Here is a 26,380-nt window from a genome sequence, read left to right on the forward strand (position 1 = left end):
ATAGGGTATAATTAAAGGACCCGAGATCCACTGCTATGAATGAACTTCTAGACGTTGAATAAAAACTCCATCACGTCTCCTTCATTCACTACATACTCTTTCCCTTCACTTCTAAGCCAACCTTTGTTTCGAGCTTCCACTAAGGATCCTGCCTCTAGTAATCTTTTATATGAAATTGTTTGGGCTCGAATAAATCCTTTTTCAAAATCTGTATGAATCACCCCAGCTGCTTGAGGGGCAGTCATCCCATCAATAATAGTCCAGGCTTTAGTTTCTTTTTCTCCGGTAGTGAAATAAGTGCTTAGGCCCAGCAACCTGTATGTAGCTTTAATAAGACTAATTAAGCCTCCTTCTTCAACTCCTAAACCATTTAAATAATCATCTCTTTCTTGCTCACCCAATTCAATTAACTCAGCCTCAACTTGAGCTGAAATCTTCACACATTCAGAACCTTCTTTCGTTGCCAGGGTATGTACCTCTTCTGAAAAGGAATTACCATTCGCAAGTTCATCTTCTCCAAGATTAGTTGCATAAATAATTGGTTTTTCCGTTAACAAGCCCAATGGTTTAATTAATATTTTTTGTTCCTCAGTTAATGAAACACTTCTCACTGCATTTTCATTTTCCAAGGCTTCGCTTAATTTTTCCAATACCTCATCCTCTAACTTTGCTTCCTTATTAGTACTTACTTGTTTTTTTAATCTAGTTCTACGTTTTTCGATCTGATTCAGATCAGATAATGCTAATTCTAAATTAATTATCTCAATATCTCTTGATGGGTCTACTGATCCAGAAACATGAACAACATCATCATCGCTAAAACACCTAATCACATGAACTATTGCATCAACCTCCCTTATGTTTGCTAAAAATTTATTACCAAGTCCCTCCCCTTTACTTGCTCCCTTAACAAGACCAGCTATATCAACAAACTCCATTCTAGTTGGAATAATTTGCTTGCTGTTACTCAGTTCGCCAAGCAAATTCAAACGTTGATCAGGTACTGAAACAGAACCAACATTGGGTTCAATCGTGCAAAAAGGGAAGTTTGCTGCTTGAGCTTTTGCATTAGCAACAAGAGCATTAAACAAAGTGGACTTTCCAACATTTGGGAGTCCTACAATTCCGGCCTTGAGCATTGAAATGGGTCTTTGAAAAGACGCCAGCTGATTAATTTGCCTAAATTAAACCCAATAGTGCCCCTTAACAGCGAAAATATAGTTATAAATCTCCAAAGGAAAGTTTTTAAGCTTTTCTTTCATCACTCAGCTTCTACAAGTCTTGAGAAACTTGGTTATAACAAAATGAATTGGAACACCTTCAAAAAGAAAAAATTTTTAGGCTTAATCGCGCTTGCAGTATTAAGTGCTGGTGGAATTAGTTTTAAACTTACACAAGGAGATGGATCGAACAAAGACATAACCGAATTTACAATTGCAGCTGAAAGCGGGAGCTTACCTGGTTTGATCACAGCAAGTGGTGAACTGAAAGCAAATAAAAGCGTAAATGTAAGCCCAAAAAGACAGGGAATACTTTCTGAAATTTACGTAGAGGAAGGGGATCAAGTTAAGAAAGGAGATCTAATTGCAAAAATGGATTTTGGAGACTTGGAATTTAGAATTGACGAAATAAAAGCTAATTATGAGACTCAAAAAGCGAGTTACCTAAGAAGGAAGATGCTTTTCAAAGAGGGTGCCATAAGTGCCGAGGAGTATGAAGAATATAAAAATAGATTTTTAAGAAGCGAAGCTAAATTTAAGCAAATAGAGGTTGAAGAGAGTGAGACAAGCATAAGAGCTCCATTTAAAGGTGTAATAACGAGCAGATACGCAGTCCCTGGGGCATTCGTAACTCCTACGACCTCTGCTTCTTCATCAAGAGAAGGAGGATCTACAAGCTCATCAATAGTCAAACTCTCACAAGGTCTTGAAATAGTTGCGAAAGTTCCTGAGAGCGATATTGGAAGAATAAAAACCGCTCAAGAAGCGACAATTAGAGTAGATGCTTTTCCTGATAAACGTTTTAGAGCAGTTGTTTCCAAAATCTCTCCAAGTGCAATTAAAAACAACAACGTAACATCATTTGAAGTTACGTTGTTGTTGAGCAATAGGCCTGAAGATCTACGCCTAGGAATGACATCTGACATCAATTTTCAAACCGGCGCAACAAAGATTAGTACACTTATTCCAACTGTAGCAATTGTCACCGAAGAAGGAAAAGCTGGAGTGCTTGTAGTTGGAAATAACAATCAACCAACATTTAAAAAAGTTGAGTTAGGTACAAGTAGTGGTAGTAAAACTGCAATAATATCTGGATTAGAACCAGGAGAGAAAGTTTTTATTAATCTTCCTCCTTGGGCCAAAAAAAGAGAAAATTAATAAATTTATTAATCAATCTCATCATTAATGTTTTATGGAAGAAATAAAAAAGCCAACTTTATTATTAATTGATGGCCATTCTTTAGCTTTCAGAAGTTTTTATGCTTTTAGCAAGGGGGGAGATGGAGGACTTGCCACAAAGGATGGATTTCCTACAAGTGTTACTTATGGTTTTTTAAAAAGTCTTTTAGACAATTGCAAAACTATAAAACCCAAAGGAATCACAATCGCTTTTGATACTGCTGAGCCAACATTTCGCCATAAGGAAGATCCAAATTACAAAGCCAATCGAGATGTGGCACCAGACATATTTTTTCAAGATTTAGACACACTTGAAAAAATTCTCAAAGAAAGTCTGAATCTTTCAATATGCAAAGCTCCTGGATATGAAGCAGATGATGTCTTAGGAACACTTGCCAACGATGCTGCTGAAAAAGGTTGGAGTGTCAGAATACTCTCTGGAGATAGAGACTTATTCCAATTAGTAGATGATGCAAGAGACATAGCTGTCTTGTACATGGGAGGTGGTCCTTACGCAAAAAGCGGAAATCCTAATCTGATTAACGAAGAAGGAGTAAGGGAGAAACTAGGGGTGAATCCAAATAAAGTAATAGATTTGAAAGCCCTAACTGGTGATAGCTCAGATAATATTCCAGGAGTCAAAGGAGTTGGTCCAAAAACAGCAATAAATCTTTTAAACGAAAATAATGATCTTGATGGAGTCTATAAAACACTCCAAGAGCTCGAGAAAGAAGGCGATAAAGCGAAACGTGGAGCCATAAAAGGAGCAGTTAGGTTAAAACTAAAGGCAGATAAAGATAATGCGTATCTCTCAAAAAAACTTGCAGAAATTTTAATTAAAATCCCTATAAATCGAAACATAGATCATAACTTAGAGGGTATTAATGAATCAAAGTTAGCTGAAAACCTTGAAAAACTTGAGTTACATAGTTTATTAAAACAAATTTCAACTTTTAAAACTCTATTTTCTAATGAAGAATTATCAGAACAAGACACTAATCTCTCATCGAAAGAAAGTAAACCAGTTAATAATAGTGAGAATAATGAAATAGAAGAGATTCCTCAGGTAGAACCTAAAATTATAGACAACTTGGAAGAACTTAATAATTTTGTTTCACAAATAATGAAGCATACAGATGAGAAGAAACCAATAGCAATTGATACAGAAACAACGAGTTTGAATCCTTTTAAAGCTGAACTTGTTGGCCTAGGCTTTTGTTATGGTGAATCATTAAAAGATATAGTTTATATACCAATAGGACACCTCAATAAAGAAGAAGATTTAATAGAAAAGAATCATATCAGTCAATTAAAGATTGAAGAAGTTATCTATGCACTTCAGGATTGGTTCTCTAGCAAGGAAAATCCTAAAACCCTACAGAATGCAAAATACGACAGACTGATATTGCTAAGACATGGAATTATATTAAATGGCGTTGTAATTGATACTTTACTTGCTGACTATATATGCGATGCAACTCTTAAGCATAGTTTAGATGAAATTGCCTATAGAGAATTTGGCTTTAAACCCAAAAGTTTTTCTGATGTTGTCAAAAAAGGAGAAGACTTTTCTTCTGTTGACATTAAGTCTGCAAGTATATACTGCGGAATGGATGTTTATTTAACAAGAAAATTAGCACTCATTTATATTGAAAGGTTAAAAAGTACAAGTACGAAATTAATAAAGTTACTCAAAGAAATTGAACAACCACTTGAGCAGGTTTTAGCGGAAATTGAATCTACAGGTATCATTATTGATACACCTTATCTAAAAGATTTATCCTTAGAGCTAACAGACACATTAAGAAGTATTGAGGAGGAAGTTTATAAGATTGCAGGAAATGAGTTTAACCTTTCATCACCTAAACAATTAGGTGAACTACTTTTTGAGAAGCTTGATTTAGATAGGAAAAAATCAAGAAAGACAAAAACAGGATGGAGTACAGATGCAGGTGTATTGGAAAAGCTGGAATCAGACCATCCAATAATAAAAATGATTATTGAACATCGCACCATAAGTAAGTTGCTTAATACTTATGTAGATGCTTTGCCTCAGCTTATTGAAAAAGAAACGGGAAGAGTACATACTGATTTCAATCAAGCCGTAACCGCTACTGGAAGGTTAAGTAGCAGCAATCCAAATCTCCAAAATATCCCTGTTAGAACTGAATTTAGTAGACGAATAAGAAAAGCTTTTCTTCCGCAAAAAGATTGGAAACTTCTAAGTGCAGACTATTCACAAATTGAACTTCGTATACTCACACACCTTTCAGGTGAAGAAGTACTAAGAAATGCTTATTTAAAAAATGAGGATGTCCACTCTTTAACAGCCAAAATTTTATTTGAAAAAGAGGCTATCGACGCCGATGAAAGAAGAATAGGAAAAACAATAAATTTTGGGGTTATTTATGGTATGGGGGCTCAAAGGTTTGCAAGATCAACGGGCGTTTCACTAATAGAAGCAAAATATTTTTTAAGTAAATTCAAAGAACGTTATCCAGCCGTTTTTAAATTTTTAGAATATCAAGAAAGACTTGCCCTAAGCCAAGGGTTTGTTGAAACATTGCTAGGGAGAAGACGTTATTTTCATTTCAATAAAAATGGGCTTGGAAGACTTCTGGGAACTCCACCAAATGAAATTGATTTAACTACGGCCCGAAGAGCAGGTATGGAAGCACAACAATTAAGAGCCGCAGCAAACGCACCTATTCAAGGCTCAAGTGCAGACATAATTAAGCTAGCAATGATTCAATTGCATTCAGCTTTAAGAAAGACTGGATTGGCAGCGAAAATTCTACTTCAAGTGCATGATGAACTCGTGCTAGAAGTTGATCCCAAAGATTTGGAGGAAACAAAACTCCTTGTTCGAAACACTATGGAAAATGCTGTAAAACTTAGCGTCCCTCTTATAGTTGAAACTGGCGTTGGAGTAAATTGGATGGAGGCAAAATAGTTGCTGATAAATTCAATAATTTTTCACATTTTTATCTAAGAAATTGTCCCTAAAATTCACAAACACCTTATCCAAAAAGAAAGAGGATTTTATTTCTATAAATCCTAATCAAGTTAAAATATATTGTTGTGGTGTAACTGTTTATGATCTTTGTCATCTTGGTCATGCAAGAAGTTATCTTAATTGGGATGTATTAAGACGGTTTTTAATTTGGAAAGGATTTGAAGTTAAATTTGTACAAAACTTCACTGATATTGATGACAAAATTATTAATCGAGCAAATAAAGAAGGGTGTTCTACTGATGAATTAAGTGAAAGAAATATTGATGATTTTCATAAAGACATGGATAATCTTTCCATTCTTAGACCAAGTAGCATGCCAAGAGCAACAAAATGCCTCCATCAAATTATTAATTTCATAGAAGAATTAGAGCAAAAAAAAATAGCTTACTCATCAAATGGTGATGTTTATTTCTCAGTAGATAAACATAAAAATTATGGGAAACTTAGTGGAAGAGAAATTGAGGATCAGATAGATAATGCAGCAGGTAGATTAAAAACAAATCAAAAAGAAAGTAAAAAGAACTCACTTGATTTTGCTCTCTGGAAAAAGTCTAAATCAGGTGAGGTTAGTTACTCTTCGCCTTGGGGAAACGGCAGACCAGGTTGGCATATTGAGTGTTCAGCTATGGTTAAACAAGAATTAGGAGAAAGTATTGATATTCACCTTGGTGGATCAGACCTTATATTTCCTCATCATGAGAATGAAATAGCTCAATCTGAAGCCTGTAATGGGAAAGAGTTAGCAAAATACTGGCTTCACAATGGAATGGTTAATGTGGGAGGTGAAAAGATGAGTAAATCACTAGGGAATTTTACAACCATTAGGTCTTTATTAGATGAAGGAATTTCACCTATGACTTTGAGATTTTTTGTATTACAAACTAATTATCGAAAGCCTCTAGATTTTACTGAAGAAGCGCTAAAAGCAGCTTCAAAAGGTTGGGAAAGATTAAATAATTGCCTGTCTTTTGGTTATATTTATAAGATTAAAGATCAAGCCAGAAAGGAAATCAACCTAGATGAACCTATAAAAAGATCTGCCAACAGTAAACTTGATAAAGACTCATTTAAATTATTATCAGACTTTGAAAAATATATGGATGACGACCTAAATACATCTGGAGCTTTATCTATACTTTTTGAATTATCTCAACCTATTAGAAAGTGTCTAAATTTATTAAAAGAAAAAGATATCAATGAAGTTGACGAAGATATTTTAAATCAAATTTTTAATAAATGGGAACTACTCTGTGAGTTGGCAGGAGTTCTGGGCTTAAAAGTAAATTTAAATCAAGAAGAAACAAAAAACGATACTGAACTTGACACTAATAAAATTGAAGAACTTATCAAGAATAGATCCTTAGCAAAAGCTAATAAAGACTTTTTACTCGCTGACAAAATAAGAGATGATTTGAAAAATATTGGAATTGATTTAATTGATAAACCAAAAGGGGTTACTGAATGGAAACAAATTTCAGATTAAGCAAATGTTTCCATTGTAGATAAGACTGTTAAATAAAGTCCTATAGCAATAACTGGTGGAGACACCCAGCGCAGCATAAACTTTAGATACCTTCTAACTCTTAAATTAGCATTAGAATTTGCAAGATCTTCATCATAACGATTTGGAACAATCCAACCCAAAAGAATTGAAATTAGAAGACCACCTAATATCAAGAGTGTATTGCAGATAGCATCGGACTTGCCTAAAAAGTCTGTAGAAATAGCAGACGGTATTCCAATCAAGAAAATCAATAATGTTGAAGTCCAAACGGCCTTTTTCCTACTCCAATTCAATCTGTCCATCAAAGAAGATACTGGTACTTCCATTAATGAAATAGAAGAAGTAATAGCAGCTATAAACGCCAATCCAAAGAAAACGGCAGCAATCAATCTCCCAAGCAATCCAAGATTCGCAAAGCCAGTTGGGAGAGCAATAAATAAAGTCCCAACAGTTGATTCACTGATAACATCTTTCAAACCAAAACTCATAACGACAGGGAATGTAATCAACCCGGCAAGTAAACCAACAGCAGTATCCAAAGTTGCAACTCTCAAAGCTTCTTTAGGAAGATGATTTTTACGGTTTAAATATGAAGAATAGGCAACCATAATCCCAATACCCAAACTTAAAGAAAAGAAAGCTTGTTTAAATGCATTACTTATTGTGTTTTTATCAAAAAGTTGAGATGAATCCCATTTAAGTAAAAATGATGTATATCCTTCCCATGCCCCAGATAAAGTTGCAGCCCATATAGCTAACAACAAAAGGAGTCCAAATAAAAATGGCATTGCCCATTTTGTTAGTTTTTCTATGCCTCCACGAACGCCAGCAACAACAACTAAAGCAGTTAACAATAAGCTGATTATTTGACCTACAAATACACTATTACCACTGCTAATTTTACCAAAAAATTCTCCCGCCTCCGTCATATCGGAGGGTAGGCCGACGAACAAGGCATGGAAAAAAGTATCAATTGTCCATCCCATTATCACTGCGTAATAAGAAAGAATTCCACAAGAAGCTATTGCAAACAACCAACCTAGAGGCTTCCAATTCTCTCCAGCAGCTTTGATGGGAGCAAGGAAAGGACTACTTGCAGTGCTTCTCCCCAAGACCATCTCTGCAACTAAGACAGGAAGGCAAACAACTAAAACAACCAATATATAAAGGATAAGAAAAGCAAGTCCACCGCCTTGAGATGACCTATAAGCAAAGCCCCAAAGATTTCCAAGGCCTACAGCACTTCCGGCCGCGGCAAGTGCGAATCCCAGTCCTGATCTCCATTGTTCCCTTTCTTGCATAATAAATCTCTATTAAAATCCAGAAGAAACTGGTACATATACAACTGGGTTATACCTTTAAATGGGAGACTGGTCATACTTGACTTCACAATGTGAAAGCCATAAGCGTTTTAGGCTCAACGGGATCTATTGGAACTCAAACCCTTCAAATTGCAGAAGAGTTTCCTGATCAATTCAAAATTGTTGCGCTAACAGCAGGAAAGAATCTTGATTTAGTAATCAAACAAATTGAAACTCATCAACCTGAAGTCGTTTCACTAGCCGATGAGTCTCTTTTGCCAGAACTGTCTAGGCGAATAAATAGTCTTACTGAAGATTCAAGAATATTCAAGAAACCCTTATTGATGGCGGGAGCCGAAGGACTTAATACTGCAGCAGCTTGGGGAAGTGCAGATCTTGTTGTAACTGGAATAGTTGGCTGTGCTGGTCTCTTGCCAACACTTGCAGCTATTGAAGCAGGGAAGGACCTAGCTCTAGCAAATAAAGAAACTTTGATTGCAGCAGGACCAGTTGTCATTCCTGCTTTAAAAAAAAGTGGAAGTAGGCTCTTGCCTGCAGATTCTGAACACTCAGCGATATTTCAATGTCTCCAAGGAACGCCATGGGCTGAAAATGCAAGACTCTCAACTGGGGTGCCTACTCCAGGATTTAAATCCATACAATTAACTGCATCAGGAGGAGCATTTAGAGATTGGGAAGCTGAAGATTTAGCTAAAGCAACTGTCGATGATGCGACTAGCCATCCTAATTGGAGCATGGGAAAGAAAATAACTGTAGATTCTGCAACCCTTATGAATAAGGGACTCGAAGTCATTGAAGCGCATTATCTTTTCGGCCTTTCATATGATCAAATCGAAATCATTATCCATCCACAAAGCATCATTCACTCGATGGTTGAATTGGATGATTCATCAGTTTTAGCTCAATTGGGATGGCCAGATATGAAGCTCCCTATTTTGTATTGTTTAAGTTGGCCTGGTCGACTTAAAACACCTTGGCCAAGATTAAAGCTTACTGAAATAGGCAATTTAACTTTTAAAGAACCAGATACTAAAAAATATCCATGTATGGAACTTGCTTACGGCGCAGGAAAAATAGGAGGCACAATGCCAGCAGTGCTTAATGCCGCTAATGAAAAAGCAGTAGAACTATTTCTGGAAGAAAGGTTTAAATTTATCGATATTCCAAAAGTAATTGAGGCGATTTGCGAGAAACATAAATGCGACCTAAATATAAATCCAAGCCTCAGTGAAATTCTTGAAGTTGACAGCTGGGCCAGAGAAGAAGTCTTAGATTATTCAGAAAAAAATATTACAAAAATGAAGTTTTAGATTAAATATTTTTCATAGATAAAAACCATTTAGAAACAACTTGATCCCCCCAACAACCTTGAACCCCATGAAATCCATTGTGTCCTCCTTTTTCAGTAAAAATAAATTTATTAAAATTTTGATCTTTAGAAAATTTCATTTTTTCCATTAGTCTTTCAGCAGCTAAATAAGGAACCCAAGGATCATCTTTAGATTGAATAAATAATGTTTTAGGAATAGATTTTTCATTATTAATAAGAGAGAAAAATGGAGATGCTTTCGCATAATATTCATCAACATTTTCATATCCCCACCTCGGAGCAGTTATAAAATTATCAAAGGATCTAATATCATTTATTTTTCTTTTTTTATCTTTTTTATTTATTACTAATGCATTTTTTTCTCTTTCTTCTATCCCAAAAGGATCTTCTAAAGTTTGCCTAATTAAACGATTTAACAACCATTTTTGATAAATAAAATTTCTCGGTCTTTCAATAGATGAACTACATTCATTCAAATCCAAAGGACTACTAATACATACCAATCCATCTAATAAAGACTCATCACTCATACAAGCATTTAAAAGAATGGTTCCACCCAAAGAAATCCCAGCGCCAAAAAGAGGAATGTTTTTTGAACAGTTATGGTCATTAGTTAATTTGTATGAGATCTCTCTAGCACGCCTTAATACAGGAACCAGATCACTATTGCACTCAGCGGCATAGGTACCATCAACATAATTTCTACAAGGATCTGAACCTCTCAGATTCAGTTTCAAAACGGCGAAGTTTGATTGCACCAAAGCACTAGCCATTCTAGTCAAACCTCTTCTGCGAGTAGAACCACCAAGTCCATGCAGAAGTAGAACTAAACCATTGATGCGCAAGGACCTTGATGGTTTATCCAAATACGCAACTAATGAACCTCCTCCTTTTTTTCTACTTTTTAGTGGTGGAACATTGATACGAATCTCTGATGAGTTGACATCAGGTAATTCATCGGAAGCGAATGTATCTCTTAGGGTCTGAAGGTCAGGACCAATCCAGGGGATACGCTCTTTAAAAGGGCTTATTCCTAAATCTGAGAGTAAACCTTGTCTTTTAAAATTATCCCCTGCTCCCAACTCCAAGCTCCTTTAATTCCAATAAAAGATCTCCAAGAACCTTTTTTGCATCTCCAAATACCATAGAAGTATTTTGCAAATCAAAAAGGTCATTTTTTATTCCTGAATATCCAGCACTCATTCCTCTTTTGACAACAAATACGGTTCTAGCTTCTTGAACATCTAAAACTGGCATACCATACAAAGGTGAAGTCTGATCATTCTTGGCCTGAGGGTTAACAACATCATTAGCGCCTAGCACTAATACAACATCCGTCGCAGGAAATTCAGGATTGATTACATCCATTTCTTTTAATTGCTCATAAGGAACATCTGCTTCAGCCAACAGAACGTTCATATGACCAGGCATCCTTCCTGCAACAGGATGAATAGCATATGTGACTTCAATATCGGCATTTTCTAAAACTCTGGCAACTTCTCTCAGCGTGTGCTGAGCCTGAGCCACAGCAAGACCATATCCAGGAACTATTACGACTCTCTCTGCCGCCTCAAGAGTGAGTGCACATTCTTCTGGACTACAACTAGTTATATTTGTATATTCTCCACTTCCACCTCCTGAGGCAACTGAACTAGCCCCTAGTGCACCACCAAACAAAACAGAGACTAAAGATCTGTTCATACCATCACACATCACCTGAGTAAGTATCAATCCAGCAGCTCCAACCATTGCACCGGCGACAATCAAAAGTTGACTACCAACAACAAAGCCTGCCGCCGCCGCTGCAACTCCTGAGTAGCTATTTAGCAATGATATAACTACTGGCATATCTGCTCCACCGATAGGAAGAGTAACTCCAATACCCAGAAAAGATGAAGCAACTACAATAAGAAACAGACCATTTTGACCATTGATTAAAAGATAAATTCCACCTATCAAAGCAATAACAGCAAACAGAATGTTGATGAAATGCCTAGCTTTGCTTTGGGTCCAAGAAGGTGTAGAAAGCCAACCTTGTAGCTTGGCCATTGCAACAATAGACCCAGAGAATGTAATAGCTCCAACAAAAAGTGAGACTACTATTGAAAAATTTCTAATAAGTTCACTGAACACATCATTTGAGCCGTCTGCAGATGGGAACAAAGCCACGCCAAGTGCCACCAATAGGGATGACATTCCTCCACAACCGTTAAACAAGGCTACTGTCTCAGGCATCGCAGTCATTGGAACCCTTCTAGCTGTTAAGGCTCCTAAAAAGCCTCCGATTAAAGTTCCACAAATTATCCAGATCCAAGAGTTAATAGAAATGCCTATGGTTCCTTGAGTGTTAAGCAGCACTCCAAAAGCAGCCAATATCATTGCAATAGCGGCAAGTCTATTTGCCTCTCTTGCTGATCTAACTTTTGAAAGGCCTTTAATACCTAAAGCAAGCAATAAAACCGCCAGTAGATCAATGGCAAACTTAACGGGAGCAATAAAAGTCATAAGAGATGATCCTATTTACGAGTTTTTTTCCGACTAAACATTGCAAGCATCCTGTCTGTAACCAGGAAACCGCCAATCACATTAAACAAAGCAAATCCAAGAGATATTGATCCAATTATTAGTAAAGGTAAATTGTCTCCTGATTTTATTATTAATGTTAAAGCTGCAAGCATTGTTATACCTGATATTGCATTAGCCCCACTCATAAGCGGAGTGTGCAAAGTGGGAGGAACTTTACCTATAAGCTCCAACCCCAAAAGGCTTCCAAGGAGAAGCACCCAAAGAGCTTCACTAAAAAAACTCATGAACTAGTTCCTCCATTCTCAATAATCTCTGATTTGAGTATTACTCCATCCTTACTAATCAAAGAACCAGCAATAAGCTCATCATCGTTATCAATTAAAAACTTACCCTCTGTGAACATTGGCTGAAGAAGAGACAATAAATTTCTTGAATATAGAGAACTGGCATGATTCGGTATTGAACAAGGCAGATTAGAAGCACCAACAATCTTTACCCCTTTTCTAACAATCGTCTCTCCTGGTTTTGAACATGCACAATTACCTCCACTCAGAACAGCAAGATCAACCACTACAGAACCAGAACGCATATTATCCAACATATTCTCATCAATAAGTTGAGGGGCTTTTTTACCAGGCACCTGAGCAGTACAAATTGCCACGTCAGCTTCAGATAGTTGTTTTGCCAATTCTTTTCTCTGCGCAATAAGAAATTCATCGGAGACTTGATTTGCATATCCACCTGATTCTGATGGAGTTTCATCAATCTTTGGAAGCTCAATAAATCTTGCTCCTAAAGATTCAACTTGCTCCTTTACCGCTTCTCGAATATCACTCACATAAACCACAGCTCCAAGTCTTTTTGCTGTTGCAATAGCTTGCAACCCTGCCACCCCAGCTCCTAAAACAACAACTTTTGAGGGCTGAATAGTACCAGCTGCTGTCATCAACATTGGGAAATATCTATCGAGGGCACTAGCCGCTAAAAGCACCGCTTTATATCCAGCTATATTTGCCTGAGAAGATAATGCATCTGATGATTGTGCTCTACTAATTCTTGGAAGCAACTCCAAAGATATTGCAGAAATTTTCTGAGATTTTAATATTTCGGCTAATAATTTGTTCCCGTAAGGATTCAATAATCCCACAAGAAAACAGCCCGGTTTTAGTTGTGAAAGAAATTTTCCTTCAGGAGGTTGAACACAGAGAACAATATCAACAATCTTTATTACCTCATTATTTTCCTTTTCAATTAATTCAGCGCCAGCATCCACATAAGAATTATCTAAAAAACCAGCAGCCTCACCTGCACCTTTTTCAAAAAATACTTTACAACCCAGGTCCAAAAACTTTTTAACAGTCTCTGGAGTAGCTGAAACGCGAGTTTCCTCAAAAGCTGATTCGAAAGGAATTAAGAAACTAACCAAAAGTAAAAAAATTGATCCTCTTTAAGATTAGGAGAGGAAACGTTTGAATACCACCATTTTTAGTTAAGAAAGGTTTTCCTAATAGTTTTTCTTGGCTATGAAGGAAATGAGAAAATGTTATCGATCAAAAAAAAATGAGCCTCACCGCGATCGAATGTCCTGATGGTGTATGTCATAGCCATCACGGTGGGCATGCTGTTCCAAGAACAGCCATGCAAAAAAATCTTCAAAGTCACGGCAAAGAGTGGTGTGAGCGACTAGCAGAACGAATTTATGAAATGTCTGTAGACACTTTTTCTCAGACAGTCATGCCAAGTCTTCACGCTTCCGGATGGCAAAGGAAACATCTTGATTGGGAATTCAAGCTTGCAAATAAAGAATCCGAACCAGATGAAGCCTTAGTTGAAGGCATTATAAATGCAACCGAAAGTTTTTTAAGAAGTAGTGAAGTTCACCGATTATTTATACAAGAACTTGTGCAAGGAACATTTGCTGAAGCAAAAGATGACAAATTGCCATCTAAAGCTGTTAGAAAAGTAATAGAAAATGAAATAATTGTAATGATTGAAGGAAGGAAAGAAGAGTTAACTAACAAGATTGCCAAGGCATTAGAAGAAGAGGCCAATGGAGATTATGAGTTAGCCAAGAATGCAGCAGTTGAAGGTATAAATGATGTTGAAAAATTATTAATCAACCATACAGAAGCCGTTTAATTTGACAAGAATTAATTACAAAATAAAAGCTTTAATCATTAATCAATAAGTAAAGAAACAACACGAATGAACAGCTTTTCGCAAATATAAAGAGAATCTAAAATCTTAAGTGATAATTTCGTTTTCCCCACAAAACGCAAATTTGTACCAAAAAACACAAGTTAATCTCCCAATGGCATGTCAAGGTAAGTTCGTTGGGGATTAATTATGAATGCTTCTTTCAACAAGAGAATTAGTATCGCAAGCTGCTGGGCCGCAAGCAGAATAGCTTTACTTGATAGCGTGGAAAGATACGAAGATAGCTACGCTATCAGCCAGGAATTCTGTGAATGGATTACTTGCATAAACACTTATCCAGAGGGATTAAAAGCTTCAACTTTAAAAGTGCCAAACTTTCAAAAAGAAAATTTTGACGCTGACGAACTTCTTGAGCTTTGATTTTTAATCATTTAATAATTTAGAAGTAATCCACTTTTTTTGGTTTTAGATACACTTTCAATATTTTTTCTTATATCGTATAAGTCAGTCTGATTTGGTTTGGCATGGCAGCTGAAAGTAAAGAATTAAAAAATGAGAATTTAGTAATCGTAGGTTCAGGACCAGCTGGATACACTGCAGCAATTTACGCAGCAAGAGCGAATCTGCAACCATTGCTCATTACTGGTTTTGAACAAGGCGGAATACCTGGCGGACAATTAATGACAACGACATTTGTAGAGAATTTCCCCGGTTTTCCTAATGGGGTCCAGGGGCCAGACTTGATGGATTTAATAAAAGCCCAAGCTTTAAGATGGGGAACAAAGTTAATTGAAGAAGATGCAATATCAATTGATTTAAGCAAAAGACCCTTTACTATTTTTACTAATACTCAAAAAGTCAAATCACACTCTTTAATCATTTCAACAGGAGCAAGTGCCAATAGACTGGGGCTTAAGAACGAAAAATCTTTTTGGGGTAAAGGTATTAGCGCCTGTGCAATTTGTGACGGTGCAACACCTCAATTCAGGGATGAAGAGCTTGCAGTAGTCGGAGGGGGAGACTCAGCTTGCGAAGAAGCTGAATATCTAACTAAATACGGAAGCCATGTACATTTGTTAGTTAGATCAAACAAGTTAAAGGCCTCTGCAGCAATGGCCGATCGAGTAGCCGCTAATTCTAACGTTACTATTCATTGGGAGACTGAGCTTTTAGATGTTTCAGGTAACGAATGGTTGGAGAAATTAAAAGTCAGGCGAAAAAATACAAACATACAAGATGAGATTTTAGCTAAGGGTCTTTTTTATGCAATTGGGCATACTCCAAACACTTCTTTGTTCACTAATCAGTTAGATACAGATGCAAAAGGTTACTTATTAACAGAACCCGGAAGGCCCGAAACTTCTTTGGAAGGTGTTTATGCAGCAGGGGATGTCGCTGATTCGGAGTGGAGGCAAGGAGTTACTGCAGCTGGAAGTGGTTGCAAAGCAGCTCTAGCCGCTGAAAGATGGCTATCAAAAAATAATCTGGCAACTCTTATTAAACGAGATGATTTAGAGCCATCAAAGGCTGAGACAACAAAAACTTTAGAAGTCAGCAACAAGGAAAATTTTGACCCTGACAAGACATGGCAAAAGGGAAGTTATGCATTGAGAAAGTTATACCATGAGACCGATAAACCTCTTTTCGTTATATATACATCCAGCAGCTGTGGCCCTTGTCACATCCTCAAGCCCCAACTTCACAGAGTTCTTAACGAGTCACAAGGAAAAGCTATAGGCGTTGAAATTGATATTGAAAGCGATCAAGAAATTGCAAAACAAGCTGATGTGAGTGGAACTCCCACGGTTCATCTTTTCAAAAATAAAGAATTAAAAAAACAATGGAAAGGTGTCAAAACAAGAAGTGAATATAAATTTGCACTAGAGTCTCTTGTTGATTAGATATCAGGCCTTATCTTTTTCTTGGTCCACCTGGCCTATTACCACCTTGTCTTCCTCCACCGGGCCCTACATTTCGCTCCCTGTATGTGATTCGACCACGTGTGAGATCATAAGGACTTATTTCAACAAGCACTTTATCTCCTGCAAGCAATTTTATTCTAAATTTTGTTAATTTTCCCGCAGCCCTACACAAGCATTGATGTCCAGCGGGCTGCTCAAGAGTTACAAGATAGAATCCATTGCCTTGCTCTTTTTCAATAACGCCGGATGTTTCAATCATGTGTTTTTTTTTGCATCACTATTTAACTAAAATAATTGTATTCTAAAAAGTCTTTGATTAACCAATAAATGTATATTTAACTAAAAATCTCTTGTAACTCTCTGGCAGTTTGAAATTGTCCATAATAATAATTTGCTGAAGCTCTTAAACCTGCATCATCTAAACCATCAAAAGCCTCAAAACCAATACTTTTCCATAACTCATTACCACATAATTTATCTAACTCAGAGGAAGCTTCTTTGGATAGATTTTCCAACCTTCTATTGAGGTTCTTGATTTGACTAATGGACATTAAAAAATAAAAGTTTCCTCAATAGTACATATTAACTACAATTTGGCAACAGTTTAAATAGGAAATTTCTTCTTCTCTTCAATATCAAGGTCAACGCCAATATCTTTAAGTCTTTTCAAAATAACTCCGTAATACTCTTTTATGTAGCCCTCCATTGTTGTTGAATCAGCTTGATCAAGACCAAAAGCAGTGTAAGTATCATCCATAGGAGAATCTAACCTTCCGCCACTACCACTCAATTCAGAGAAAGAGAGCCTTTCAGCAACATTTAAGGTCGATTCAAAAAACGATACAACTGATTGAGCAATAGAAATTATAGTTGGAGAAACTTTTAATACTCTTGCTTTTTTTTCACTGAACTTTTCGCATAAACCAACCAATTCTTTAGCACTCCATGCTTTGGGACCAACTATTGGAAATCTTCCTTTTATGGTTTGAGGTCTGTCTAAGGCTGCAACAGCAAATCGAGCTATGTCCTGCGTATTCATGTAAGCAATTTCAGTAGGATTTCCGCTGATCCAAACCGGTTCATTATTCAAGATTGGAATAGCAAATTGACCTATTACCCCTTGCATGAATGCTACACCTTGCAAGATGGTGTAATCCAAAGAGGAACTAACCAATAATTCTTCGGTACAATATTTGATATCCATTAAAGGGATTTTTCTGTATTTTTCTGCTCCCAATAGAGAGAGGAAAACTACTCTTTTTACATTTTTTTCTTCACAAGAGTTATATAAATTTAATTTTCCATCCCAATCAATTTCGTAAACGCTGCGTGGATCATCAGGTCGGCTAGTGGCTGCATCAATAACAGCGTCTACACCATCAAGGGCATACTCAATATCTTCTTTGTTTATTAAATTGCCACGAGTTAACTCACAACCCCACTCTTGAAGAAATGAAGCTGATTTTGGTTTTCTAACCATGCAACGCACTTTATGCCCTGCATCTATGGCATTTTTGGCTATTTGGCGACCAAGAGTTCCTGTGCCACCAATCACCAGAACTTGCATAGTTGAATTCATTACAAGATTGGAGCTTAAATGGGCAAACTATGGATTGTGGAAATCAATCGCCTTGAAGTTTCAAAAGAAGAACTCCTCCTAAAAGCCCAACGGGAATTAAAACCCAAAAGACCGCAGCGATTCCAAAAATTTCTGATGCCATTCAGATAACTTAACTCATCTTCTATTAAAACCTAAAGCCCTGACATTCAGACAGCAATAGAAAAGGGTAAGCAAATTTTTAAAATAAACTTAAAATGAATTCTAAAAATTATAAAACTCAAAGTCAAAGTGGTTTTTTAACTAAATGCAGAAAAATATTATTGATAGAAAACATTTAGTAGGATCCCCGGATTGGGGTGATTCTAGATATTGGATCTACAAAGATAATAGGATTCACTTCAGGGTAACTGGGGAAGAATCAAATCCTCCCATTGTTCTAATTCATGGGTTTGGAGCCAGCAGCGATCACTGGAGAAATAATGCAGAAATATTTGCATCAAAAGGTTATAGGGTATTCGGTATAGATTTGTTAGGTTTTGGGAAATCAGAGCAGAATCTTAAAAGCAACATAAAATATTTAGACAATCAAATTTGGGCAGCACAATTAGCTTCTTTTCTTGATGAAATTGTCGACATTCAAAAGAACGGAAAGGTTATTTTGATTGGAAATTCATTAGGAGCTTTGACAGCACTTACAACCCTCTCTGAGAGGCCAGCGCTTATAAAAACATTAATCGCAGCTCCACTACCAGAGCCAGTTTTTATAAATCCAATTAAATTTTCTTTTCCAAGTTGGTTGGAAAAAATCAAAAGTTTTCTTGTAAAACTTTTTTTTCATTTATTTCCACTAAGGATTTTAATAAATTTAATATCTAAAACAAAATTAATCACCTTTGCGCTTCAAAGTGCATATTTTCGGTCAATTTCAAATGACATTCCATTAAGAAGAATAGTTACTATCCCGGCCAGGAGAGTCAATGCATCAAAAGCTCTTAGAGCCATGTGCATTGGAATGAGCAATAGAGCTACCTCTGCAAAAGGTCCATCTATTATTGAAAAAATTCAGCCTCTTCTAAATCGCCCACCAATTTTATTGATTTGGGGTAAGCAAGATAAATTGATACCTATATTTTTAGCAAAAAAACTAATAAAGCTCCATCCTTGGCTTAAATTAAGTGTGATTAATGAAGCTGGCCATTGTCTCCACGATGAATTACCTAAAGATTTCAATCAGATTGTTCTGAAATGGCTGAAGAACTTAAAAACTTCTAAGTAAAAATATGAAGCACACACTTTCAGTTTTAGTTGAAGATGAGTCTGGAGCATTGAGCAGGATTGCAGGCCTTTTTGCAAGAAGAGGATTTAACATTGATAGCTTGGCTGTCGGTCCTGCAGAAGCAAAAGGGATATCAAGATTAACAATGGTTGTTCAAGGAGACGAATCAACACTTCAACAAATGACAAAACAGCTAAACAAATTAATAAATATTTTAGAAGTTCTTGATTTAACGACATTACCAGCTGTAGAAAGAGAGTTAATGCTCTTGAAAGTTTCAGCATCATCAGAAAATAGAGGGAAAATTTTAGACCTTGTTCAAGTTTTTAGAGCAAAAGTTGTAGATGTTTCTGACAATGCAATGACACTAGAAGTCGTTGGAGATCCAGGCAAACTTGTCGCACTAGAAAACCTATTGAAACAATATGGAATTTTAGAAATTGCCAGGACTGGAAAAGTTGCTCTTAAGAGGGCATCAGGTGTAAACACAGAAATGTTAAAAGCTAAAAAATAATATTTTATTCATGAATCGACTCTTTTTGCTTCAATTATAAAATCTTCTTCTTCGATTAAATCAACTATATTCATACCACTAATCACTTTCCCAAAAACAGAATATCTCCCATCTAGTTCTGGTAATGATTTTAACAAGATATAAAACTGAGAACTTGCTGAATTAAGATTTTTAGATCTAGCCATTGATAAATATGATCTTTTATGCTTAAGTTCAATGTTATTTATTTGACTAGAATCATATATTTCTTTTCCGTATATTGGTAAAAGTTTCGTTCTTAGTTTTATCTCTAAAGGAATATGCCTTTTTTTTCCTGTTTTAACATCTAAAAATTTATTTTTATTTTCTTTTAAAATATTTTCTCCCCCTCTAATTATAAAAGGGTAAGGTTTCTTAATAACCCTATTAAAGATAGTTTTATTGTATGCACCTTTTTCTACAAAATCAAGAAAGTTTCCTACGGTTATTGGTGCTGATTGGCCATAAAGCTCTATTTTTATCTTTCCTCTATTTGTAATCAACAAGACATATACATTTGAGTTATAGCAAGGAAGCGTGGTAGTAGAACATATATTTATATCTTCTTTTTTCTTTAAATTTGAACATCCAGATATCAAAATCGAATTAAAAATTAAAAAGATAAAAACTGGTTGAAAAAATTTATAAGTTAAAGTTTTATTATTTAAAATCTTCGTGCTTTCTTTATCCTTTTTAAATTCCTTCAAGATTAACCTCTAAAAACCTCGCAATTTCAGCACCTTCATTCTCTAAATCCAAAAGTGGTTTAGGAGATCCAACTCTGGATATTGGCAAATCCTTTCTACCTTTAATTCTCAAAGATACTCTTCTAAGTGGATTAAAACCCTCTCTTACCTCTAATTTCACAGCTTTAATCTCATCAATTGGAATTTCTATTTCTATATTTTTCAACAAACCTCTTCTAGATAAAGATAAAACCCCTTTGTTTTTATCAAATCTATTAACGCCGGACCCGTAATCGATGCTTATTAATCTCCAAAAATAAAGAGCCAGTAAAAAAGCCGCCACTCCATATAGCCCCATAACCAAGCCTTGAGGAACAAAAATTAGCGTTGAAGGATTTCCAAGTGGTAAAAAGTCCCTTCCAAAATAGCTAGAGATTGAAGCCAACAAAAAGCCAACACCACCAATGCTTAACATCGAAGCGACTAGATAGTTAGAAACCTTACGAGAACCTTTAATTTTTTGTTCTAAAACCAAGTTAGGTATCTCTTTTTCTGATTGGCTTAAATTTGATTCAGATGACATAAGTTCATTAAATTGGTAAAAGCATCCCTTTCAAAACATTATAGTGACTAAGTTTTTGAGATTTAATAACTAGCAATAAAAAACATAGATTTTATCTCATTTCAATACAAGGGATTTCATCAAGTTAAAGTTTTACCCACAAACCCCGTCATCGTTGTTAAAGTCTCCGACGTATACAAAAGCTCAGCAACGCTCCTCCCATGACGATCGCTGTTGGAAGCGCAACAGAACGAGGTTGGTTTGACGCCCTCGATGACTGGTTAAAGCGCGACCGATTCGTATTTGTTGGTTGGTCTGGACTACTTCTCTTCCCTACAGCTTTCCTAGCTATTGGTGGATGGTTTACAGGTACAACCTTCGTTTCTTCCTGGTACACCCATGGTGTAGCCAGTTCTTACCTTGAGGGATGCAATTTCCTCACAGCCGCTGTTAGTACTCCTGGTGATGCCATGGGTCACAGTCTTCTTTTCCTTTGGGGACCAGAAGCTCAGGGCGATTTAACACGCTGGTTCCAGCTTGGTGGCCTATGGAATTTCGTTGCTCTTCACGGCGCATTTAGTCTTATTGGCTTCATGCTTCGTCAATTCGAAATTGCAAGACTAGTTGGTATCCGTCCATATAACGCACTTGCTTTCTCAGCAGTTATTGCAGTATTTACTGCTTGCTTCCTTATTTATCCATTAGGACAGCATAGTTGGTTTTTCGCTCCTTCTTTTGGAGTTGCAGCAATATTCCGTTTCATTCTCTTCATTCAAGGATTCCACAATATTACGCTTAACCCATTCCACATGATGGGAGTAGCTGGAATTCTTGGTGGTGCTTTACTTTGTGCTATTCACGGTGCAACAGTTCAGAACACCCTTTACGAAGATTCAAGTCAATATTCTGACGGTAAAACTCAAAGTTCTACCTTCAGAGGTTTCGATCCAGTACAGGAAGAAGAAACTTACTCATTTATTACTGCAAACCGTTTCTGGAGTCAGATTTTCGGTATTGCTTTCTCAAATAAGCGTTTCCTTCATTTCTTGATGCTCTTCGTTCCAGTAACAGGAATGTGGGCCGCATCAATTGGAATCGTAGGATTAGCTCTAAACCTTCGTGCATACGATTTCGTTAGCCAAGAAATTAGAGCTGCTGAAGATCCTGAATTCGAAACTTTCTACACCAAAAACATCCTTCTTAATGAAGGTATGCGTGCATGGATGTCTTCTGTAGACCAACCACACGAAAACTTTGTATTCCCTGAGGAGGTACTCCCACGTGGAAACGCCCTTTAATAGTTTACTTAAAGCTCCTAATCAAAGTCTTGAAGAGACTGGTTACGCCTGGTATGTAGGAAATGCAAGGCTAATCAATCTTTCAGGAAGATTATTAGGTGCTCACATTGCTCACGCAGGCCTAATTGTGTTCTGGGCTGGCGCGATGATGCTTTTCGAAGTAAGTCACTTCACCATGGATAAACCCATGTGGGAGCAGGGCTTAATTTGTATGCCTCACGTAGCAATGTTCGGATACGGTATTGGTCCTGGTGGAGAAGTCACAGATGTTTGGCCTTTCTTCATTGCAGGGGTTATTCACCTTGTTGCATCTGGAATCCTTGGCTTTGGGGGTGTTTTTCACTCTCTTGCTGGTCCAGAAAAATTAGAAGAAGATTTCCCATTCTTCTCTACTGACTGGAGAGATAAAAACCAAATGACCAATATTCTTGGTTTTCATTTGGTTGTTCTAGGAGTTGGTTCACTTCTATGGTCCATCAATTGGATGTACATAGGTGGTGCATATGACACCTGGGCTCCAGGTGGAGGAGAAGTTCATTTAATTAATCCAACACTTGATCCAAGAATTATTTTTGGATATCTGCTATCTACCCCTTGGGGTGGTGGTGGCTGGATGGTTGGTGTTAATTCAATGGAAGATATTGTCGGAGGACATGTTTACCTGGGTGTAATTGAAATAATTGGTGGTCTTTTCCACATCTTCACCCAACCATACGGATGGGCAAGAAGAGCTTTCATCTGGAACGGTGAAGGACTTTTAAGTTATGCATTAGGTGGAATCTGTGTCGCAAGTTTTGTTGCTTCAACTTTCATCTGGTTTAACAACACTGCTTACCCATCTGAGTTCTACGGTCCAACAAACGCTGAAGCCTCACAGGCCCAGAGTTTTACTTTCCTTGTTCGCGACCAACGCATTGGAGCCAATGTAGGTTCAACAATGGGTCCAACTGGTTTGGGTAAATATCTAATGAGATCACCTACTGGTGAAATCATCTTTGGTGGAGAAACCATGCGTTTCTGGGACTTCAGAGGTCCATGGCTTGAACCACTAAGAGGTCCAAACGGATTAAGTTTAGACAAAATACAAAATGACATTCAGCCCTGGCAAGTTCGTCGCGCTGCTGAATACATGACTCATGCTCCTAACGCTTCAATCAACTCTGTTGGTGGAATCATTACCGAGCCAAATGCAGTTAACTTTGTTAATTTGCGCCAGTGGCTTGCAGGTGCTCAGTTCTTCCTTGGATGGTTTACTTTTGTAGGTCACCTTTGGCATGCTGGCCGTGCGAGAGCTGCTGCTGCAGGATTTGAAAAAGGTATCAGTCGTTCTCAAGAGCCTGCTCTTTCAATGCCTGATCTAGATTAGATCCAAGAATAAATAAAAAAAGTCCTCCTAACAGAGGACTTTTTTTATGCTTAAAATATTCAACTGAAGTTTTATACCTCTAAAAGCAAATCAGATAAGCCGAACTTTTCTAGATTATTTTTTAACCAAGGCAGGCTAAGTCCAATAACATTGCTAAAACATCCATCTATTTTTTTTATAAATAATCCTCCATAGCCTTCAATAGCAAACCCTCCAGCGCAATTATATGGTTCAGAAGTTGAAGAATATTTCAAGATCTCAATATTGGATAAACACATAAATTCAATTTTGGTGCTCACAATTCCCTCGGAACATTTATTTATTGAAATACTTTTCATATCTGATTTGAAATCATCTAGTGAAATCAAATAATGCCCTGTATGCAAAAATCCAGATTTACCAGACATCCTTCGCCATCTAGATATCAATTGCTCTTTATTAATTGGCTTTTCAAAAATTTCCCCCTCAAACTCAAACAGCGAATCACAACCTAATAAAGCTTGAAAAGTGTTTAAGGTTTTATTTTCCTTGATCAACTTTTTTAATGCACTTTCAGCCTTACCTCTAGCTAATAATTTGACCTTTAAGATTGGATCTGATTCTTGAAGCTGTGTCTCATCAAAATCACTTACAATAACTTTGTGTTTCAAGGCTATTTGATCAAGTAATTTCTGACGTGCTTTGGATGCAGAGGCAAGCACAAACATAGAAAACTAAATTTTTTAATCATTATTAGTATCATTATTGATCTTCTATTAAAAATAAATCCATTTAATTAAATGTTGCTGATTGACCAAAAAATCTTTAGAAGAGCAAAGAAAGGGATAAAAAACTGTCCCTTTAACTTTTTTCTTTTTCAAAGTCTTCAAAAAGGGAGCCTCAGTGCTCAAAACGTTTTTGAGCACAAATCAAAATATTTGAACAAAGAATACATGTTTATCAATAGTTCTTTATTTATAGAGAATGAATTTCTTAAGTTAATTAGAATAGGTGTTTTAAGAAGAGAGGTTGATGGGCAAGGGCTTACTTCAAGAGTTCGTATTACTCCAATAGGAAGGCAAGTTCTAGAGAACAGCGCCGATTTGTTTAGCAAAAAAATATCGCTTATTAAAAAATTTGTTACATGCTTAAAATACAAAGTATCACCAAGATGAACATAGAAATAAAACGTACTCCATTAATGATTTTAGGTACTTCAAGTGGTGCTGGGAAGTCGCTTATAACAACTGCCATTTGTCGATATTTAAAAAGGAAAGGGGAACAGCCGATACCTTTCAAGGGTCAAAACATGAGCAATAACGCTTGGGTTGATCCTCAGGGAAGAGAGATGGCATATTCTCAAGCCCTTCAATCTTGGTCTGCGGGCTTAGAGCCAAGTGCTGAAATGAATCCTGTACTTCTCAAGCCCAAGGGGGATTGTACAAGTGAAGTAATTCATCTAGGAAAAAGTGTGGGAACTAGTAAAGCAATAAATTATTACGAAGATTGGTTCGACTCGGGTTGGGAAGCCATTAAAAAAGCTCTGGCAATATTACTAAAAAGTAATGAATGCGGAAGATTGATTTTAGAGGGTGCTGGAAGTCCCGTAGAAGTAAATTTGCAACATAAAGATCTTACAAATTTGAAATTAGCAAAATATTTAAATGCAAATTGTATTTTAGTAGCAGATATAGAAAGAGGAGGCGTCTTTGCTCAAATCGTTGGTACTATTGCATTAATGAAACCCGATGAAAAAAGATTAATTAAAGGAATAATTATTAATAAGTTCAGAGGCGATAAAACCTTATTCGAAACTGGAGCTAAATGGATAGAAAAAGAGACAGGAATCACCGTTTTGGGAATTTTGCCTTGGCTAAATGAGATTTTCCCTCCTGAAGATTCCCTTGACCTACTTGAAAGGAATCAAATAAATCAAAATGCAGAGATTGAAATAGCAATAATAAAATTACCAAGAATTAGCAATTTCTCTGATCTAGATCCTTTTATTGGCGATTCAAGTCTTCAAATAAGGTGGATAGAACCTAGTCAAAAAATAGGTAACCCAGATGTATTGATAATTCCTGGAAGCAAACAAACAATTAAAGATTTAGAGAGCTTAAATAAAACTGGCTTGAGCAAGCAAATCAAAGATTATGCAAAAAACGGTGGAAATGTCTTTGGTATATGTGGAGGATTGCAAATGCTAGGAAAATCTCTAGAGGATCCGTTTAATCATGAAAGTAAAAATGAACATTTCACATTTTTAAATAATGGGATGAACCTTCTTCCAATAAAAACAATCTTTGGAGAAATCAAGCACACCTCACAAAGAGAAGAGACTGTTACTTGGCCTGATCTACAAAATATCAAAGGATTTGAGATGCATTATGGGGAAAGCGATTTAATCAAGAATGAAAGTTCCGATATTATTTCTCTATTCGAAAATACTTCCTTGGGTTGGGTCCTTCAGAAAAAAGATAAAAGCTTTATTGGAGGAACTTATTTACATGGAATATTTGAAAATGATCAATGGAGAAGAGAATGGATTAATAAAATAAGAGCACAGAAAGGATTAAACAAATTAAGTATTATTGAAGAAAATAATATTTATAAAAGAGATAAATTATTAGATCTATTAACCGATGCCTTTGAAAAAAATATAAATATAGATAAGCTAATTTAAGTAATTATGAAAATAAAAAAAGTAAAAATAAACTGGCCTAACAAAAAATCAAGCATTTGCTCTCCAGGAATTCAATGGTTAAAGGCTGCCTATGATGCAAATATTGATATCCCGACTGGATGCCTTGGAGGAAGTTGTGGCGCGTGTGAAATAGAAGTAAATGGAGAGGTAATACGCGCATGTATAGCTAATGTTCCAGATCAAGCTAAAGTTAAAGTTGAATTCTTTAATGATCCCTATTGGTAAAATAATATTATAAAT

At 36.4% G+C, this 26,380-nt stretch carries 27 protein-coding genes; 14 read left to right on the forward strand and 13 right to left on the reverse strand.

The window, feature by feature from the left end; genetic code table 11:
• Positions 1–47 precede the first annotated feature (47 nt).
• Entirely contained in the window at positions 48–1,139 is a 1,092-nt protein-coding gene (ychF, locus tag AC6EI2_RS04480) for a redox-regulated ATPase YchF (protein ID WP_498463196.1), read from the reverse strand.
• A gap of 165 nt (positions 1,140–1,304) precedes the next feature.
• Between ychF and AC6EI2_RS04485 the strand changes: the two genes are divergently transcribed.
• Genes AC6EI2_RS04485 through cysS form a run of 3 tightly spaced genes read left to right on the forward strand, consistent with a single transcriptional unit; the run spans position 1,305 to position 6,898 of the window.
• Positions 1,305–2,378 carry an efflux RND transporter periplasmic adaptor subunit gene (locus AC6EI2_RS04485; protein ID WP_498463197.1) on the forward strand — a complete coding sequence of 358 codons (1,074 nt, stop codon included), beginning with the start codon at positions 1,305–1,307 and terminating at the stop codon, positions 2,376–2,378.
• A 34-nt stretch (positions 2,379–2,412) separates the two neighbouring features.
• Positions 2,413–5,352 (forward strand): DNA polymerase I, encoded by a 2,940-nt coding sequence (polA, locus tag AC6EI2_RS04490; RefSeq protein WP_498463198.1) that lies wholly within the window; start codon positions 2,413–2,415, stop codon positions 5,350–5,352.
• A 43-nt stretch (positions 5,353–5,395) separates the two neighbouring features.
• Positions 5,396–6,898: a cysteine--tRNA ligase gene (gene cysS, locus AC6EI2_RS04495; protein WP_498463199.1), complete on the forward strand. Its 1,503-nt coding sequence runs from the start codon at positions 5,396–5,398 to the stop codon at positions 6,896–6,898.
• Here the strand turns inward: cysS and AC6EI2_RS04500 are convergent.
• Positions 6,895–8,220, reverse strand: a complete 1,326-nt coding sequence (locus AC6EI2_RS04500) for a sodium-dependent transporter (RefSeq protein WP_498463200.1) — start codon at positions 8,218–8,220, stop codon at positions 6,895–6,897. The genes cysS and AC6EI2_RS04500 overlap by 4 nt on opposite strands.
• Before the next feature lie 92 nt (positions 8,221–8,312).
• Between AC6EI2_RS04500 and AC6EI2_RS04505 the strand changes: the two genes are divergently transcribed.
• Positions 8,313–9,551: a 1-deoxy-D-xylulose-5-phosphate reductoisomerase gene (locus AC6EI2_RS04505; RefSeq protein ID WP_498463201.1), complete on the forward strand. Its 1,239-nt coding sequence runs from the start codon at positions 8,313–8,315 to the stop codon at positions 9,549–9,551.
• A gap of 1 nt (position 9,552) precedes the next feature.
• Here AC6EI2_RS04505 and AC6EI2_RS04510 read toward each other — a convergent pair whose 3' ends face one another.
• Genes AC6EI2_RS04510 through AC6EI2_RS04525 form a run of 4 tightly spaced genes read right to left on the reverse strand, consistent with a single transcriptional unit; the run spans position 9,553 to position 13,523 of the window.
• Positions 9,553–10,653: an alpha/beta fold hydrolase gene (locus AC6EI2_RS04510; protein ID WP_498463202.1), complete on the reverse strand. Its 1,101-nt coding sequence runs from the start codon at positions 10,651–10,653 to the stop codon at positions 9,553–9,555.
• The gene (locus AC6EI2_RS04515) at positions 10,637–12,076 is read right to left on the reverse strand and encodes an NAD(P)(+) transhydrogenase (Re/Si-specific) subunit beta (protein WP_498463203.1); all 1,440 of its coding nucleotides are present in this window, start codon (positions 12,074–12,076) and stop codon (positions 10,637–10,639) included. Before AC6EI2_RS04515 ends, AC6EI2_RS04510 begins: the two co-directional genes overlap by 17 nt.
• An 11-nt stretch (positions 12,077–12,087) precedes the next feature.
• Positions 12,088–12,381 (reverse strand): NAD(P) transhydrogenase subunit alpha part 2, encoded by a 294-nt coding sequence (locus AC6EI2_RS04520; RefSeq protein ID WP_011294842.1) that lies wholly within the window; start codon positions 12,379–12,381, stop codon positions 12,088–12,090.
• The gene (locus tag AC6EI2_RS04525) at positions 12,378–13,523 is read right to left on the reverse strand and encodes an NAD(P) transhydrogenase subunit alpha (protein WP_498463204.1); all 1,146 of its coding nucleotides are present in this window, start codon (positions 13,521–13,523) and stop codon (positions 12,378–12,380) included. Before AC6EI2_RS04525 ends, AC6EI2_RS04520 begins: the two co-directional genes overlap by 4 nt.
• Before the next feature lie 134 nt (positions 13,524–13,657).
• Between AC6EI2_RS04525 and AC6EI2_RS04530 the strand changes: the two genes are divergently transcribed.
• From AC6EI2_RS04530 to trxB, 3 genes are all read left to right on the forward strand, one after another.
• A complete protein-coding gene (locus tag AC6EI2_RS04530; protein WP_498463205.1) occupies positions 13,658–14,236 on the forward strand; it encodes an EF-1 guanine nucleotide exchange domain-containing protein in 579 nt (192 codons plus the stop codon).
• Between the two features lie 207 nt (positions 14,237–14,443).
• A complete protein-coding gene (locus tag AC6EI2_RS04535) occupies positions 14,444–14,674 on the forward strand; it encodes a DUF8673 family protein (protein ID WP_498463206.1) in 231 nt (76 codons plus the stop codon).
• Positions 14,675–14,778: 104 nt separating this feature from the next.
• Positions 14,779–16,155 carry a thioredoxin-disulfide reductase gene (trxB, locus tag AC6EI2_RS04540; RefSeq protein WP_498463207.1) on the forward strand — a complete coding sequence of 459 codons (1,377 nt, stop codon included), beginning with the start codon at positions 14,779–14,781 and terminating at the stop codon, positions 16,153–16,155.
• Positions 16,156–16,165: 10 nt separating this feature from the next.
• Here the strand turns inward: trxB and infA are convergent, their stop codons facing one another.
• The 4 genes from infA to petM form a co-directional block, all read right to left on the reverse strand.
• Positions 16,166–16,435, reverse strand: coding sequence for a translation initiation factor IF-1 (gene infA / locus AC6EI2_RS04545; RefSeq protein WP_011294847.1), 270 nt, complete (start codon positions 16,433–16,435; stop codon positions 16,166–16,168).
• Between the two features lie 76 nt (positions 16,436–16,511).
• The gene (locus AC6EI2_RS04550; protein WP_498463208.1) at positions 16,512–16,727 is read right to left on the reverse strand and encodes a DUF8669 family protein; all 216 of its coding nucleotides are present in this window, start codon (positions 16,725–16,727) and stop codon (positions 16,512–16,514) included.
• 53 nt (positions 16,728–16,780) lie between these two features.
• Positions 16,781–17,743, reverse strand: coding sequence for an NAD(P)H-binding protein (locus tag AC6EI2_RS04555; protein WP_498463460.1), 963 nt, complete (start codon positions 17,741–17,743; stop codon positions 16,781–16,783).
• A 55-nt stretch (positions 17,744–17,798) separates the two neighbouring features.
• Positions 17,799–17,897: a cytochrome b6-f complex subunit PetM gene (petM, locus tag AC6EI2_RS04560; protein WP_011294850.1), complete on the reverse strand. Its 99-nt coding sequence runs from the start codon at positions 17,895–17,897 to the stop codon at positions 17,799–17,801.
• Between the two features lie 144 nt (positions 17,898–18,041).
• On the opposite strand from petM, the gene AC6EI2_RS04565 reads away from it, so the two are divergent.
• Positions 18,042–19,013 (forward strand): alpha/beta fold hydrolase, encoded by a 972-nt coding sequence (locus AC6EI2_RS04565; protein WP_498463209.1) that lies wholly within the window; start codon positions 18,042–18,044, stop codon positions 19,011–19,013.
• 4 nt (positions 19,014–19,017) lie between these two features.
• Entirely contained in the window at positions 19,018–19,527 is a 510-nt protein-coding gene (gene ilvN, locus AC6EI2_RS04570) for an acetolactate synthase small subunit (protein WP_498463210.1), read from the forward strand.
• 8 nt (positions 19,528–19,535) lie between these two features.
• Here the strand turns inward: ilvN and AC6EI2_RS04575 are convergent, their stop codons facing one another.
• On the reverse strand, positions 19,536–20,252 hold the full coding sequence (locus AC6EI2_RS04575; protein ID WP_498463211.1) for a peptidylprolyl isomerase: 717 nt from the start codon (positions 20,250–20,252) through the stop codon (positions 19,536–19,538).
• Entirely contained in the window at positions 20,239–20,814 is a 576-nt protein-coding gene (locus AC6EI2_RS04580; RefSeq protein WP_498463212.1) for a photosystem I assembly protein Ycf4, read from the reverse strand. Before AC6EI2_RS04580 ends, AC6EI2_RS04575 begins: the two co-directional genes overlap by 14 nt.
• 200 nt (positions 20,815–21,014) lie before the next feature.
• Here AC6EI2_RS04580 and psbD point away from each other — a divergent pair, with 200 nt between their 5' ends.
• Both psbD and psbC read left to right on the forward strand, forming a co-directional pair.
• Entirely contained in the window at positions 21,015–22,091 is a 1,077-nt protein-coding gene (gene psbD / locus AC6EI2_RS04585; protein WP_498463213.1) for a photosystem II D2 protein (photosystem q(a) protein), read from the forward strand.
• Positions 22,075–23,457 (forward strand): photosystem II reaction center protein CP43, encoded by a 1,383-nt coding sequence (gene psbC, locus AC6EI2_RS04590; protein WP_498463214.1) that lies wholly within the window; start codon positions 22,075–22,077, stop codon positions 23,455–23,457. Before psbD ends, psbC begins: the two co-directional genes overlap by 17 nt.
• A gap of 71 nt (positions 23,458–23,528) precedes the next feature.
• Here psbC and AC6EI2_RS04595 read toward each other — a convergent pair whose 3' ends face one another.
• Positions 23,529–24,164: a nucleoside triphosphate pyrophosphatase gene (locus AC6EI2_RS04595; protein WP_498463215.1), complete on the reverse strand. Its 636-nt coding sequence runs from the start codon at positions 24,162–24,164 to the stop codon at positions 23,529–23,531.
• Positions 24,165–24,236: 72 nt separating this feature from the next.
• Here AC6EI2_RS04595 and AC6EI2_RS04600 point away from each other — a divergent pair, with 72 nt between their 5' ends.
• From AC6EI2_RS04600 to AC6EI2_RS04610, 3 genes are read left to right on the forward strand one after another with little or no spacing between them, the layout of a single operon-like run.
• The gene (locus tag AC6EI2_RS04600) at positions 24,237–24,611 is read left to right on the forward strand and encodes an Npun_F0494 family protein (RefSeq protein ID WP_498463216.1); all 375 of its coding nucleotides are present in this window, start codon (positions 24,237–24,239) and stop codon (positions 24,609–24,611) included.
• Positions 24,608–26,119, forward strand: a complete 1,512-nt coding sequence (locus AC6EI2_RS04605; protein ID WP_498463217.1) for a cobyric acid synthase — start codon at positions 24,608–24,610, stop codon at positions 26,117–26,119. The genes AC6EI2_RS04600 and AC6EI2_RS04605 overlap by 4 nt, the downstream gene beginning before the upstream one ends.
• 6 nt (positions 26,120–26,125) lie before the next feature.
• Positions 26,126–26,365 carry a 2Fe-2S iron-sulfur cluster binding domain-containing protein gene (locus AC6EI2_RS04610; RefSeq protein WP_498463218.1) on the forward strand — a complete coding sequence of 80 codons (240 nt, stop codon included), beginning with the start codon at positions 26,126–26,128 and terminating at the stop codon, positions 26,363–26,365.
• The last annotated feature ends 15 nt before the right edge of the window (positions 26,366–26,380 follow it).

The organism is Prochlorococcus sp. MIT2302, assembly GCF_059772385.1.

What these genes read in the sequence shown, in the direction of transcription:
- ychF (WP_498463196.1), bottom strand. Translation starts at nt 1,139, where the DNA reads ATGCTCAAGGCCGGAATTGTAGGACTCCCAAATGTTGGAAAGTCCACT.
- AC6EI2_RS04485 (WP_498463197.1), top strand. Translation starts at nt 1,305, where the DNA reads ATGAATTGGAACACCTTCAAAAAGAAAAAATTTTTAGGCTTAATCGCG.
- polA (WP_498463198.1), top strand. Translation starts at nt 2,413, where the DNA reads ATGGAAGAAATAAAAAAGCCAACTTTATTATTAATTGATGGCCATTCT.
- AC6EI2_RS04500 (WP_498463200.1), bottom strand. Translation starts at nt 8,220, where the DNA reads ATGCAAGAAAGGGAACAATGGAGATCAGGACTGGGATTCGCACTTGCC.
- AC6EI2_RS04515 (WP_498463203.1), bottom strand. Translation starts at nt 12,076, where the DNA reads ATGACTTTTATTGCTCCCGTTAAGTTTGCCATTGATCTACTGGCGGTT.
- AC6EI2_RS04520 (WP_011294842.1), bottom strand. Translation starts at nt 12,381, where the DNA reads ATGAGTTTTTTTAGTGAAGCTCTTTGGGTGCTTCTCCTTGGAAGCCTT.
- AC6EI2_RS04530 (WP_498463205.1), top strand. Translation starts at nt 13,658, where the DNA reads ATGAGCCTCACCGCGATCGAATGTCCTGATGGTGTATGTCATAGCCAT.
- AC6EI2_RS04535 (WP_498463206.1), top strand. Translation starts at nt 14,444, where the DNA reads ATGAATGCTTCTTTCAACAAGAGAATTAGTATCGCAAGCTGCTGGGCC.
- trxB (WP_498463207.1), top strand. Translation starts at nt 14,779, where the DNA reads ATGGCAGCTGAAAGTAAAGAATTAAAAAATGAGAATTTAGTAATCGTA.
- infA (WP_011294847.1), bottom strand. Translation starts at nt 16,435, where the DNA reads ATGATTGAAACATCCGGCGTTATTGAAAAAGAGCAAGGCAATGGATTC.
- AC6EI2_RS04550 (WP_498463208.1), bottom strand. Translation starts at nt 16,727, where the DNA reads ATGTCCATTAGTCAAATCAAGAACCTCAATAGAAGGTTGGAAAATCTA.
- AC6EI2_RS04555 (WP_498463460.1), bottom strand. Translation starts at nt 17,743, where the DNA reads ATGCAAGTTCTGGTGATTGGTGGCACAGGAACTCTTGGTCGCCAAATA.
- petM (WP_011294850.1), bottom strand. Translation starts at nt 17,897, where the DNA reads ATGGCATCAGAAATTTTTGGAATCGCTGCGGTCTTTTGGGTTTTAATT.
- AC6EI2_RS04565 (WP_498463209.1), top strand. Translation starts at nt 18,042, where the DNA reads ATGCAGAAAAATATTATTGATAGAAAACATTTAGTAGGATCCCCGGAT.
- ilvN (WP_498463210.1), top strand. Translation starts at nt 19,018, where the DNA reads ATGAAGCACACACTTTCAGTTTTAGTTGAAGATGAGTCTGGAGCATTG.
- AC6EI2_RS04580 (WP_498463212.1), bottom strand. Translation starts at nt 20,814, where the DNA reads ATGTCATCTGAATCAAATTTAAGCCAATCAGAAAAAGAGATACCTAAC.
- psbD (WP_498463213.1), top strand. Translation starts at nt 21,015, where the DNA reads ATGACGATCGCTGTTGGAAGCGCAACAGAACGAGGTTGGTTTGACGCC.
- AC6EI2_RS04595 (WP_498463215.1), bottom strand. Translation starts at nt 24,164, where the DNA reads ATGTTTGTGCTTGCCTCTGCATCCAAAGCACGTCAGAAATTACTTGAT.
- AC6EI2_RS04600 (WP_498463216.1), top strand. Translation starts at nt 24,237, where the DNA reads ATGTTGCTGATTGACCAAAAAATCTTTAGAAGAGCAAAGAAAGGGATA.
- AC6EI2_RS04605 (WP_498463217.1), top strand. Translation starts at nt 24,608, where the DNA reads ATGAACATAGAAATAAAACGTACTCCATTAATGATTTTAGGTACTTCA.
- AC6EI2_RS04610 (WP_498463218.1), top strand. Translation starts at nt 26,126, where the DNA reads ATGAAAATAAAAAAAGTAAAAATAAACTGGCCTAACAAAAAATCAAGC.